Below are 12,894 nucleotides of genomic sequence, written 5' to 3' on the forward strand. Positions count from 1 at the left end.
TTTGTTATCTACTTGTAACGAAACGACTATAACAACGTCTATGATGGTACCTTAACACATTATTATGACAACACTCTCCCTTGCCGAACTAACAGCAACCTCGTCTCTTGTAAATCACGTAGCCTATAATTGCTTGTAACAGAGTTTTGTAAAAATTAATCAATTGATTAATTTATCTTACTTACTCTCAGCAATTTGCTTATTTTTGTACATTAAAGCAGCTATATATATAAGTAATATCGGTTCACAAACATATTACTTTACCATACCTTAAATAATTAATTATTGCAACCAAGCTGGTAATAATACTCAACCGGCATCAGTTGCTGAAAGAGGAATGTTGTTGCTTTGAGCCCTATTAGTATATAATGCACCTTAACAATTACACAAGATCTTTCCTACTTTTCATGTTGATGATTTGCAGTAACCTTATTGCATTTTGTCAGAGTACTACTATAGTTACCGGTACAGTTACCGATGCCGGCAACAGGCGACCATTATCATATGTAACAGTTGGTTTTGCTGGTACTACTATTGGCACCACCACCGACGAAAAAGGACAATTCAGGTTAGCTACTACAAACCCGGCCTACACACAAATAAAGGCTACTTTTATTGGTTATGTAACAGCCACTTTTACTGTTGTGCCCGGTAAAGAACAATCGCTTAATATACGCCTGCAGCCTGATAACAAGCAGCTAAGCGAGGTGGTTATACAATCATCCAAAAAGAAAAAATACACTAACCGTGATAATCCGGCTGTTGAATTGATTAGAAAAGTTATAGCCAATAAAGACAAGAACCGTCCTGAGAGCTATAACTATCTGGAATACAAGGGTTACGAGCGGTTAAACTTTTCGTTCATTAACGTATCTCCGGCTTTTAGCGACAAAAAGCTTTTTAAAAAGTATAAGTTTTTACTCGACAACCGCGATACTACCACTGTACCCGGCAAAAACCTGTTACCCATTTATTTGAACGAGCGCGTTTATCAATACTACTACAGCAAAAACCCGGAGCGTAAAAAAACTAAAGTTATTGGCGAAAAAGGCGTAAACTTTGGCAGCTTCATAGACAGCGAGGGTATTGGCGTCTACTTTAAGCACCTTTACCAGGACGTAGATATTTATGCTAACAGCACAGTGCTGGTTACCAACGAGTTTTTAAGCCCCATATCAGACAACGCCCCAGGTAACTACAAATTTTTTATTACCGATACCGTTGTAGTTGATAATACCAAGTTGGTACAACTAAGCTTTACGCCGCGTAACACTAACGATGTATTGTATGAGGGCAGTATTTTTATAACACTTGATGGCAATTATGCAGTGCAAAAAGCCAACCTCACCATTAACCGCCGCATTAACTTAAACTGGGTTAAGGAGATGCACATTAATCTTGATTTTGCAAAGAATGCACAAGGTAAGTATGTGCTAAGCAAAAGCAATACTATGGCCGATTTTGGTCTGTCGAAAACAAAAGACCGCGGTTTGTTTGGCCAGCGCTATGTGAGTTACCAAAACTATGCTTTTAACATTGCTCGTCCGGATACAACTTATGAAGGCCGCAATGAAATTACTTCGGATGAAGTGAAACACCGCAGCGACGATTTCTGGGCTCAAAACCGTCAGGATACATTATCTAAAGCACAAGCACAGGTATACACTAACATTGACAGCCTGGGCCGCATGCAATCATTTAAGCGCATTGTGGATATAGCACAGCTGTTTGTATTTGGTTATAAAGGCGTAGGACCGTTTGATATTGGCCCGGCCAACGCATTTTACAGTTTTAATCCGGTTGAGGGTTTCAGGCTACGCCTTGGCGGTCGTACTAATATCGATTTTAGTAAGCGTGTATTGCTGGAAACTTATGCTGCCTATGGCTTTAAAGATCAAAAATGGAAATACTTTCTGAGCGGGATATGGTCGTTCAATAAAAATTCTGTTTATCGCTTTCCGCAAAATTATATACGTGCCAGCTTTCAGCGCGATACCCGCATACCCGGCCAAGAGCTGATGTTTTTACGTGAGGACAATTTTCTGTTGTCATTTAAACGCGGAAATAACGACAAATACATTTACAACGATGATTATCGCATTGATTACGTCAAAGAGTTTTCGAACCATTTTTCGTTTAGTTTAGGCTTGCGCAAACTCACGCAAACGCCGGCTGGTTCGCTTTACTTTATAACCCGCAACAATAATATTCCAAATCAGGTACAAAACTTAACTACATCGCAGGCAAGCTTACAGTTGCGTTACGCTCCTCACGAGGAATTTTACCAGGGTAAGATTTATCGCAAAGCCTTTATTAACCGATACCCTATTATCACGCTCGATTATAAAGCTGGATTTAAAAACGTACTGGGCGGAGAGTATAATTATCAAGATATATCGCTCAATATCTACAAACACTTTTATTTAAAAAAGCTTGGCGATGCCGACGTTTGGCTTGAGGGTGGTAATACCTTTGGTACCGTACCCTACCCTTTGCTCAATATACACCGGGCCAACCAAACCTTTGCTTACGATCCCATCTCTTACAACCTGATGAACTTTTTAGAGTTTGTGAGCGATCACTATGCAAGCATTAATATCGATCAGCATTTTCATGGGTTGCTGTTCAATCGTATTCCGCTATTCAGGAAATTGAAGTGGCGTGAAGTGGCTTCATTCAAATCGTTATGGGGCGGTGTACGCAATGAGAACGACCCTTCTCTGCACCCGTCATTGTATGAGTTTCCGAAGGAAGCCAACGGTGCGCCTATCACCTACTCGTTAGGTAGCAAACCGTATGTTGAGGGAAGTGTGGGCATCGAAAATATCTTTAAGGTACTTAGAATCGATGCAGTTAAGCGTTTCAATTACCTTGATCACCCGAACATTGCCGACTGGGGCATTCGGGCGCGTGTACAATTCATTTTTTAATTATTTTTGCGCAAATTATTTTTTAACATGGCTCAGGAAACATCGTTGCGTACCAATTTGCAACTTGGCATCTATCGTATCATCGACCCTTTTGTAAAGGTGCTCATTAAGATAGGTCTTACGCCCAATATTGTTACGCTTATCGGTTTCATACTTAACGTGGGCGTAGCCGCTATCTTTATATTCGGTGCCGAGGAAGGCACCCGCGACGACCTATCTGAAGTGGGTTGGGCCGGTGCATTGATCCTGTTTGCCGGCTTGTTTGATATGCTCGATGGGCAAGTAGCCCGTCTGGGTAACATGAAATCGGTTTTCGGCGCTCTGTTCGATTCTGTGCTTGACCGCTATAGCGAGTTGATTATGTTTTTGGGTATATGTTATTACCTGGTGGCTAACCACTACTTTTTAAGTTCAATTTTTGCCTTTATAGCTTTGATTGGCTCTATGATGGTGAGCTACGTACGTGCACGTGCCGAAGGCTTAGGCATTGAATGCAAAGGCGGCCTCATGCAGCGCCCCGAACGTGTGGTAACCATAGGCGTATGTGCAATGGCTTGCGGCATTAGCTCACAGTATCTTGGCGGAGAATATAAATTATTCGTACCTGGCATTAAATATCATGTGTTCGAAACCATGTCTATCTTTACCATACCTATCACCATTTTGGCGGTACTAACCAATATAACAGCTTTCAACAGGCTCAGGGATGCTAAAAAAGCTCTGGAAGCCAAAAACGAGGCATAATCTTTTTACATGAAGCTTCTATTTTCAATCAGCTGCATTTTATTGCTGATCACCGGCGCTAATAAGACAGCGTCAGCCAAGTCTGCCCCGGCCGATACGGTTAAAAACCTTTACAAATTACCGGGCAACCCATTCCCTGCCTTACCTGCAAACGTAGGCCGCTTGTTTTATGTACAGCGCAACCCCAACCCCAATACCATAGTTTACGAGCTGAAACTGGATAGCGATGGCCAGCCTGATGCAGATGAACCGGTGCATCCTTACTGGATACGTTATAATGAGAAGGGGCAAAAAGAAGACTTGGGCTACATACAACGCAAGTTTGCCTACGGTGTTACCTCAAAATCATTAGGTAATGGTAAATGGGATGTCAGATTTGTATCATACAAGAAGTTTCCGCTCACTTTAATGAAGGCTGCCGACGGAAAATATCATATCTTCGCAACAATTTCACAAAAGCAACTTATAGTTAACCGAATTTTTGTTAAAATTGAAGGAGGATCGTTTTGGGTTCCCAACGTGCGGTTTGTGGAGTTTAAAGGAACGGATCCTGCAACTGGTAAAGAAGTTACTGAACGTTTCAAACCCTGATTAGTGATGAAAAGAAATTACGTTTCCAACTCAAGTGAGTCTGTAAGGATGTTTAAAAGCGACTTATTAGAAGCTTTATCCAAAGTTCATTATACCGTTCCACTGTATGTATATGTGCCGGTAATTAGCTATTTGTGTTATTTGGCTTTTACTAAAAGCACGGTTACTACAGCAGGTTTCTTTGGCTTACTTTTGGCCGGCCTGGCATTTTGGACCTTTGCCGAGTACGTGCTTCACCGCTTTGTGTTCCATTTTGTGCCTAAAGCACCCTGGGCTCTGCGTATACACTTTATATTTCATGGTGTACACCACGATTATCCCAGCGATGCCAAACGCCTGGTAATGCCACCATCTGCCAGTATCCCAATGGCCTTAGGCTTATTTTTCCTGTTTAACTGGATGTTGCCGCCTACCTATATCTATTCCTTTTTCCCGGGCTTTTTGATAGGTTATTTAATTTACGATATTTCCCACTACGCAATACACCACTTTAACTTTAAGGGTGGCATGTGGAAACGCATTAAACAACACCACATGCTTCACCATTATCAGGACCCATCGAAAGGGTATGGTGTAAGCTCGCCCATTTGGGATAAAGTTTTCCGGTCAGACTTTGCTAAAAAATAAAATGAGCTTTGCCCTTACCAGAGGCGCAACAGTTTCATCTAAACGCATATTAACTGTTGTACTTTTATCTATTGCCTATTTAGTGTGCTCTTACCTGCTGGTAGGTTTTAAAACCGATCAGCTGGTTTTAATAGGAATATTTTTTACGTTATACTTTTCATCGGGCGTTACACGCAAATTTGTATTAGGCTTTTCCATTTTCATTGTATACTGGATAATTTTTGATTACATGAAGGCCTTTCCCAATTATAAGTACAGCGATGTACATATATCGGGCCTTTATAACCTCGAGAAAAACATATTTGGTATAAATGAGACCGGTAATGTTATTACCCCTAATGAGTATTGGCGTATACACGGTATTACTTTTTTAGATATACTCACCGGTTTGTTTTACCTGTGCTGGATACCAGTACCCCTTGGTTTTGCGGCTTATCTTTTCTTTACACGCCGCCGCCAGTTCTTATATTTTTCCTTAACATTTGTATTGGTTAACTTGCTTGGCTTTGTAGTATACTACACCTACCCTGCCGCACCACCCTGGTACATTCAATACCACGGCCTTCAGTTTGTACAAGCTACTCCCGGCAATACGGCCGGCCTTTCTAAGTTTGATGCTTACTTTAACATCAACCTGTTTAAGTCTATTTACGCCAAGGGCTCAAACGTATTTGCGGCTATGCCCTCCCTGCACTCCAGTTATCCGCTTATTGTAGTTTATTATGGCATTAAGAACCGGCTGGGCTGGGCTAACCTGTTTTTTATTACAGTAACAGCAGGCATTTGGTTCTCAGCTGTTTATACCAGCCACCATTATGTACTGGATGTATTAGCCGGCATAGCTACCGCAGCCATTGGCATAGCGTTGTTCAGGCTCATTGTAGCTAAGTCGAAAACCATAAGCGGCTGGCTCGATAGGTATGAGGCCATCCTACAATAGGTTTTCCACATTTATTAGTTATTCACATTTTTAGCGTTTAATATAATAATTTGTAAATAGGCATGCTATTTGTATTACAATCAATACAAATACATATGTGCTTGTTTATGAAAAAATTAGTTTTACTATATATATACCTGGGGATGTTTGGAGCGGCTGCATTCGCTACTCCTTTAGATAGCTTAAAACAGCAATTGCAATTAGCCACGGATGATACGCAGAAAGCCAGCATTTACACACAAATGGCTAACTGCTACTTACAAGCAAAGAGCCCTGCCAACGCCTACAGCAAACGCATTAATCAGGAAAACGCTATTAATTACACCATGCTTGCCATGAAGGTATATTACAAGCATGATGACACAACCGGCCTGGTTACCAGCTATAGCAACCTATCAAAAGCTTACCGTAACCAGCGTAAGTTTGCACAAGCGAAATGGTTTATTTTACAAGCTAACACGCTTTCGCGCAAACAGAATTCGGCCCCGGCCATAGTGAGCAGTTTAGTTGATCTGGCTGCCATTAAAATAGATATTAAGGATTATAACTTGGCTAAAAGAGACTTACGCGAAGCGCATAAACTTGCACTGCGTAACAAATTGACAGCGCAGGATTCAAGTGTTAAAGAGAGCTACAGCCGCTTGTACACTTACATCCGTGTTCCGGCCAGCGAGAACGTTTTTCAAGGATTGGATGCAACAATAAAGAAAGAAGAGATAGTTTGGGCCGAGAACCAGAAGAAACTGGCCATTGCTGCTTTAAAAGCCAAAAAGCTGCAAAGCAAGAAAAAAGTATATGCAGTTGTTAGCAAGAAAAGAAGCGGCGACGTAATTAAATCGGCCGTTCCTTCCATTGCCTGGGAAACGCCATCAAGTACTTTATCAAACGATACCGTGAAAACAGTTTCATTATAAGGTAACTTAGCATATACAAAAAAGCACGACCTCTACAAGTCGTGCTTTTTTCGTACCAAAAGAATGCGGCGGGAGGTCCTTGGGCAGTTGCCAACATGCTAAGCAGGGTGGCTGGAATTGGTCTTTTATGCTTTCCGCTTTAATTCAATTACTGTAATCTCCGGCCAAATGCCCAGGCGACCGGAGAATGCCAGAAAGCCGAAACCACGGTTTACATATAGGTAACGTTTATTTTGCTCCAATATGCCGGCCCAGTTGAGGTAGCGGTATTTTACCGGGCTCCAGCGCAGGCTATCAGTCTCGATACCGAACTGGGCACCATGTGTATGGCCCGATAAGGTTAGATGAATTTGGGTTGGGTGGTACCGGACAATCTCTTCCCAGTGCGTAGGGTCATGTGAGAGCAATACTTTAAACGCAGCAGGATCTACGCCTTGTAAGGCTTTATCTAAACTTCCCATCTGTATAAATCCCCTACCCCAATTTTGAACGCCGATAAGCGTAATTTTTTGCCCTTCTTTTTCCAGCTCCAGGTTTTCATCCAGCAGCAACCGGTAACCTAAAGCTTTGTGGTTCTCTTTTAATTTTCGCAAATTGTCTGCTTTTTCCTGGGCACTGCCCCACTCTACATAATCGCCATAGTCATGGTTACCTAAAATAGAGTATTGCCCATAGGGAGCCTTTAACTGGCCAAACTGGCTTATGTAAGGTTCAATCTCACTGGCTACATTATTTACCAAATCGCCGGTAAATACAAACAGGTCCGACTTTTGGGCATTGGCCAGATCAATACCCCGCTGTACGGCTGCAGCACTATCAAAGCTGCCCGAATGTATGTCAGATAGCTGGGTGATGGTGAACCCGTCAAACGCTTGGGGCAAATCTTTAAAATACAACGTTTGCTTATGTACCCGGTAATCGTACTTGCCTTTAAACATGGCATACAAAAAAGAGCTGAACGGTACAGCAGCCAGCAGTACGGCGGCCTCGCTTACAAATTTGCGCCGCGAGGGTATATAGCTACCTTGTTCGGGCGTTTTACGGATTACGTTAACCAGGCCGGCTATCAAACGATAGGCATCGCCCATTACCAGCACCAGGATAAACACAATTTTGCTTACCAAAAAGCCCAGGAAAAGGCTAAGCACCCATTGATGGTAAGGTTTCATGCCGGGCGGCTTGCTGGCACTGCTCAAACTAAGCAAAAACAGCATTACTACACCTAAACTGATTACCCAATAAACCCACAAAATAACGCGGCGGGTAGTTTTACTATTACCTAAAAGTAAGGTGCGCAAGCCCTGATGAACATACAAGTCCATCAAAATACTGATGACTATGAATATTAAAAACAGCTGAAAAAAACCACCGTGACGCATAATCTAACTTAAATGTTGCAAGATGCCCAATATTGGGATGATTACTAACAGGTTAATGTAATTATTTGTTGCTGGCCATACCGCTAAAATTAGCACTTAGTTACGTTAACTTTTACGAATTAAAAACAAAGCCCTTTTATATAATCCCTTACTTTTGCCGCTTACTAATTTTATATGAATACCGAACTAAAGAACAACTTTGACAGCATTATATTTGACCTTGACGGAACCCTGTGGGATTCGACCGCTAACGTGGCCGCTGCCTGGCAACAAGCCAAGGAAGAACTTGATTTTGTAAAAGATGATGTTACTCAGGATATTGTACGCTCAATTGCCGGGATGGCTTATGATGCGATTTTTGAGAAGCTGGCGCCTTACCTTACCGAAGAACGCCGCAATGAGTTTAAGGCGCTAAGTGCGAAGTACGAGCTAGACACATTAAACGCCAAAGGCGGAGATTTATACCCCGACCTGATACCTACGCTGGAATACCTGCATACCAAATACCAGTTGTTTGTGGTGAGCAACTGCCAGTGCGGTTACATTGAAACTTTCCTGACGTTAAATAATTTGGACAGGCTGTTTAAAGGACACCAGTGTTATGGAACCAAAGGCCAGCCCAAGTTTCAAAACATTATAGATGTTGTACAAGATTTCGAGCTGAAAAACCCGGTATACGTTGGCGATACACAAGGCGATTATGACAGTGCTGTTAAAGCAGGCGTACCCATTATATTTGCGGCATATGGATTTGGTGATGTACAAGGCGACCCGGTAGCTACAGTTGCACAATTCAGCGAATTGAAAGAATTGCTATAACTCAACGCCGAACGCCAGTATCAGTACGCGTACTATCTGTTAAATTGCCGCTGCCAATCATATTTTCGGGGTCGGTGGTGGCCTCAGCATTCGGATTTTGCAAGGTATTGGCCTTTTGCAACTTATCCTGGTGCTGCTTTTTTGATGGCGACTGGCAGGCTGTTATAAGCAAGGTAACAAAAACCGTTGCAAGGAAGCAGCTTTTGGATAGCAACATAAATTGTTTGTTCATAAGTGCTTGTTTAACAACATGTATAGTGCCACGCTGCGTTGTGCTTTGTAAAGGTTTTGATATACATCGTTTCCGGCAACCGGAAGGATGCATAAAATAACAGCAGTATTGTACACAGCCGTTAACCGTACAAGTCCGGAAACTAATTTTCAGGAGTGTTACATATTATTGAAGCCATACGTATTGATTAAAAAACTTGTTATGAGAAAGTATACGCTGCATGTGTTGGTTTTAATAAGCATCCTTTGTTTTGCCTGTAAAAAAGACAGCAATAACAGTGCGAACGAATTGGTTGGGCAGTGGCTACTGCCAGCAACCAGTAACAACTTTGCGCCGCACACCAGTTCGGAGTTGAAATTTGATAATAATGGCATTCTGACCATGTCAAGCAAACGTTTTGATGCAACAACCGGCCAAATTTTAGGCTTCACCTCAAAGTTTGTTGCTAACTACCGGATAAAAAATGGCGAATTAGTTGAAATTTATAACGTAAAACGTTATTCACCGGCCGATAATACACCATACGCCGATGAAAAAAACCTTATTTTACATACTGATAGTCCCGATCAAAGTTTCACTTATAAATTGAACGAAAAAAGGACAACATTAACCTGGACAGTAGTGTGCCCAATTAACGCATGCTGCATAGGTGCTCAAATCTATATCAAGAAATAATACTGCTCTCAATTTATTTGTAGGTGGTTTCGTACTGCTGCCGATGCTGTAAGGCCATCTGCTGGTAATCGCTGTCATTCTTAGCTTTTTGCCAATACTCATAAAATATGCGTGCTGATGCAGCTTTAATTTCATCAACTACCTGTGGTAACTGATTGCGTCCATGTGAGCCACTTTGCCCCTTTTTATCTGCTGGTACCGGTCCGTCATACTTTTTGCCACTCTTGTGATTGGCATAACGGCGCGACCGGGTATAACCCATCTGCAAAAATTTGCGAGCCATATCCATTCCTACAAAATCATGCTGGCTTTTGTATTCCAAAAATAGTTTATAAATGGTTTCGGCTGATAATTGAGCAATGGCTGGCGATTTAAACCGCCAGTGAGGAAGTATTTCACTTTTATAAGGTTGTACTAATAACACCCCCTGCTCACCCTTACCGATACGGTAAAACTCGGGCTGCTGCCTGAAATCAATCTTATCGAAACTCAATGTATAATTAAACGGCGCCTTCGGCATTTGTGGTCTGGGTCTGTTGTCTATGGGCTTTTACTTTAGAGAATTTCATTAGAGCACTTTATGTTTTGTCTATTCAAACATTTGTGGTGTTATTATCTCTTCTATAGTATATTTTAACCCAAGTGTTCAATGATCTTTTTTGGAACGCGATTAAACCCCCTTAAAAGCTTAAGGCATTATAGGCTAAAAGATTATCTATGTTCACCTCATTGACACAACCTTGTCACTAAACTTGTATGGTGTTGAACATCAGCATGTTTCAGCATAGGTGTAAATCAGAGGAACACTTGTATAACCTATGCTCTCATACCTTTAGCTCCCTTAGCCTAGCCATTATTTTTTACCCATATTCAACACAAGTCAGCTTGTAAAACTGCATTTTTGTAACCTGCATGAATCAGTTTACACAGGATACCATTGTAGCACTGGCTACACCCAACGGAACAGGCGCCATCGGTGTGATCCGTCTGTCCGGACCGGATGCCTTAACCATTGCCAATAGCGTTTTCAAAGGCAAAGACTTAACTAAACAGGCCTCACATACCCTGCACTTCGGCACCATTATGGATAATGGCCTGGTGTTGGATGAAGTATTAATGTCGCTGTTTATTGCGCCCAGCTCCTACACCCGCGAGAACGTAGTTGAGATTTCATGCCACGGTTCTAACTATATTATTCAGTCTATTATAAAATTGCTTATTAAGCAAGGCGCACGCTCAGCCAAACCGGGCGAATTTACGCTCCGTGCTTTCCTGAACGGCCAGTTTGACCTCTCGCAAGCCGAAGCCGTGGCCGACCTAATTGCCTCCGACTCTAAAGCTTCGCAGCAGGTTGCTTTACAGCAATTGCGAGGCGGTTACAGTACCGAACTGCAATCACTACGCGAGCAACTGGTGCATTTTGCCTCCATGATAGAGCTTGAGCTTGATTTTTCGGAAGAGGATGTTGAATTTGCGAACCGTGCACAGCTTAAGCAACTTATACATGATCTTACCCGCGTTATTGGCAAACTTATCCAATCGTTTGAATTAGGTAATGCGGTAAAGCAAGGCATTAACACCGTAATTGCTGGCAGGCCCAATGCCGGAAAATCAACCCTGCTTAATGCCTTGCTTAACGAGGATCGTGCCATTGTAAGCCATATAGCCGGTACCACCCGCGATACTATAGAAGAAACGCTCAACATTAACGGCATCAATTTTAGATTGATTGATACGGCCGGTATACGTGAGGCCACCGATGCTATTGAGCAAATTGGCGTACAGAAAACGATGGAAAAGATAAGCCAGTCGGCCCTGCTATTGTACGTATTTGATGTGGAAGACCTTACTCCTGCCGAATTGCAGCAAGATCTTGCCAGCTTGTACAAAGCCGGCTTGCCAGCTATAGCGGTAGCGAATAAGATAGACACTTCACAACCTGAGCTTGATGCATACCAATTGGCTTTACCAGAGGGCGCTACCTTGGCCGCCATATCTGCAAAGGAAAAGCTGCATATTGATGAGCTAAAACAGCTCATATACAATACCACCATACAAGGAAAGTTGAATGGTAACGAAACACTGGTTACCAATATACGCCATTTGGAAGCGCTTCAAAAAACTGAGCAGGCGCTCATTAAAACCCTACGAGGTATTGACACGCAAGTTACATCTGATTTCCTGGCTATGGACATTAAACAAGCCCTCCACTATCTCGGCGAAATTACAGGCGCAGTTACCACCGATGATTTGCTGGATAACATATTTTCTAAATTTTGTATCGGAAAGTAATTGATTAATCAATTACTTGTAAATCAAAATAAAGCATAAAAATCACTATTTTTTTACTTCCTAAACTTCATATTATAAGGCTGTTATAAACAAAACCAATCGGAATATTTATGCTTTTTGTTACCATTTTTACTGTAACATACAATTTGCTGAGTGAAGGTTGCTTGCAGCCTCGCATCCCCTGGCCATTATTTTTGTTCCGTATCTCCCAGACGCGATTTTTGTTTGTAAAGAGAGATGGCTTGCGTAGCTGGCTTAAAAGTTAGCTACTTTATTAAGGTTATGTAGATATTGTATCATTTACGTCATCAATTCCTTTGTTTGGAATTCCTGTTTTATTCGCTACCACTCATCAAAAAGCCGCGATAAATTTAAGGTAATGTTGATGGTATAAGGATATAGAACGCCAACCTGATTTAATACATGTCCTTCCATAGGCCAGGAGTAATGTTCAATTTGAATACTATCAATTTGATAAGGTTTGTCTGCAACTTCTACCTGATCCCCGCTGGAGATTTGGCCAATGTCATGCGGATGAATGTGGGATTTATACGCATTTAAGTCTGAAGTGCAAAAGACGATTTCTTCTTCACTCACAAACATAAACCTCATAGCTGCGGTGGTTTGGGTCGTGTCTATCATGCTGCCAATTATTTTGAATAATTTTTTTTGATGGGAAACCCTTTATTTTGCTTAAAGTTTTAAACTTTCGTATTAACGCAAAAGGATTAAGCAGATTTTTTGGGGCATT

The 12,894-nt window shown here is 41.8% G+C and carries 13 protein-coding genes; 9 read left to right on the plus strand and 4 right to left on the minus strand.

The window, feature by feature from the left end; translation table 11 throughout:
• Positions 1-413 precede the first annotated feature (413 nt).
• The 6 genes from ABDD95_RS13845 (at position 414) to ABDD95_RS13870 (ending at position 6,746) form a co-directional block, all read left to right on the plus strand.
• Entirely contained in the window at positions 414-2,930 is a 2,517-nt protein-coding gene (locus ABDD95_RS13845; protein WP_352432907.1) for a DUF5686 family protein, read from the plus strand.
• Positions 2,931-2,957: 27 nt separating this feature from the next.
• Positions 2,958-3,674: a CDP-alcohol phosphatidyltransferase family protein gene (locus ABDD95_RS13850; protein ID WP_345947927.1), complete on the plus strand. Its 717-nt coding sequence runs from the start codon at positions 2,958-2,960 to the stop codon at positions 3,672-3,674.
• Between the two features lie 9 nt (positions 3,675-3,683).
• A complete protein-coding gene (locus ABDD95_RS13855; protein WP_345947928.1) occupies positions 3,684-4,265 on the plus strand; it encodes a DUF4833 domain-containing protein in 582 nt (193 codons plus the stop codon).
• A 6-nt stretch (positions 4,266-4,271) separates the two neighbouring features.
• Positions 4,272-4,892 carry a sterol desaturase family protein gene (locus tag ABDD95_RS13860; RefSeq protein WP_345947929.1) on the plus strand — a complete coding sequence of 207 codons (621 nt, stop codon included), beginning with the start codon at positions 4,272-4,274 and terminating at the stop codon, positions 4,890-4,892.
• Position 4,893: 1 nt separating this feature from the next.
• A complete protein-coding gene (locus ABDD95_RS13865) occupies positions 4,894-5,832 on the plus strand; it encodes a phosphatase PAP2 family protein (protein WP_345947930.1) in 939 nt (312 codons plus the stop codon).
• A 107-nt stretch (positions 5,833-5,939) separates the two neighbouring features.
• Entirely contained in the window at positions 5,940-6,746 is an 807-nt protein-coding gene (locus tag ABDD95_RS13870; protein ID WP_345947931.1) for a hypothetical protein, read from the plus strand.
• Positions 6,747-6,871: 125 nt separating this feature from the next.
• Here the strand turns inward: ABDD95_RS13870 and ABDD95_RS13875 are convergent, their stop codons facing one another.
• Positions 6,872-8,125, minus strand: a complete 1,254-nt coding sequence (locus ABDD95_RS13875) for a metallophosphoesterase (RefSeq protein WP_345947932.1) — start codon at positions 8,123-8,125, stop codon at positions 6,872-6,874.
• A 174-nt stretch (positions 8,126-8,299) separates the two neighbouring features.
• Here ABDD95_RS13875 and ABDD95_RS13880 point away from each other — a divergent pair, with 174 nt between their 5' ends.
• Positions 8,300-8,944, plus strand: coding sequence for an HAD family hydrolase (locus ABDD95_RS13880; protein ID WP_345947933.1), 645 nt, complete (start codon positions 8,300-8,302; stop codon positions 8,942-8,944).
• Between the two features lies 1 nt (position 8,945).
• Here the strand turns inward: ABDD95_RS13880 and ABDD95_RS13885 are convergent, their stop codons facing one another.
• Complete coding sequence (locus tag ABDD95_RS13885; protein WP_345947934.1) at positions 8,946-9,176, minus strand: hypothetical protein; 231 nt, start codon at positions 9,174-9,176, stop codon at positions 8,946-8,948.
• 201 nt (positions 9,177-9,377) lie between these two features.
• Here ABDD95_RS13885 and ABDD95_RS13890 point away from each other — a divergent pair, with 201 nt between their 5' ends.
• Positions 9,378-9,851 (plus strand): hypothetical protein, encoded by a 474-nt coding sequence (locus ABDD95_RS13890; protein WP_345947935.1) that lies wholly within the window; start codon positions 9,378-9,380, stop codon positions 9,849-9,851.
• 13 nt (positions 9,852-9,864) lie between these two features.
• Here the strand turns inward: ABDD95_RS13890 and ABDD95_RS13895 are convergent, their stop codons facing one another.
• Entirely contained in the window at positions 9,865-10,371 is a 507-nt protein-coding gene (locus tag ABDD95_RS13895; RefSeq protein WP_345947936.1) for a DUF4385 domain-containing protein, read from the minus strand.
• Between the two features lie 392 nt (positions 10,372-10,763).
• On the opposite strand from ABDD95_RS13895, the gene mnmE reads away from it, so the two are divergent.
• Positions 10,764-12,143, plus strand: a complete 1,380-nt coding sequence (gene mnmE, locus ABDD95_RS13900) for a tRNA uridine-5-carboxymethylaminomethyl(34) synthesis GTPase MnmE (RefSeq protein ID WP_345947937.1) — start codon at positions 10,764-10,766, stop codon at positions 12,141-12,143.
• A gap of 342 nt (positions 12,144-12,485) precedes the next feature.
• Here mnmE and ABDD95_RS13905 read toward each other — a convergent pair whose 3' ends face one another.
• Entirely contained in the window at positions 12,486-12,785 is a 300-nt protein-coding gene (locus ABDD95_RS13905; protein WP_345947938.1) for a hypothetical protein, read from the minus strand.
• Positions 12,786-12,894 lie beyond the last annotated feature (109 nt).

Origin of the sequence: Mucilaginibacter sp. PAMB04274 (assembly GCF_039634385.2) — a bacterium.
Classification (GTDB): domain Bacteria; phylum Bacteroidota; class Bacteroidia; order Sphingobacteriales; family Sphingobacteriaceae; genus Mucilaginibacter.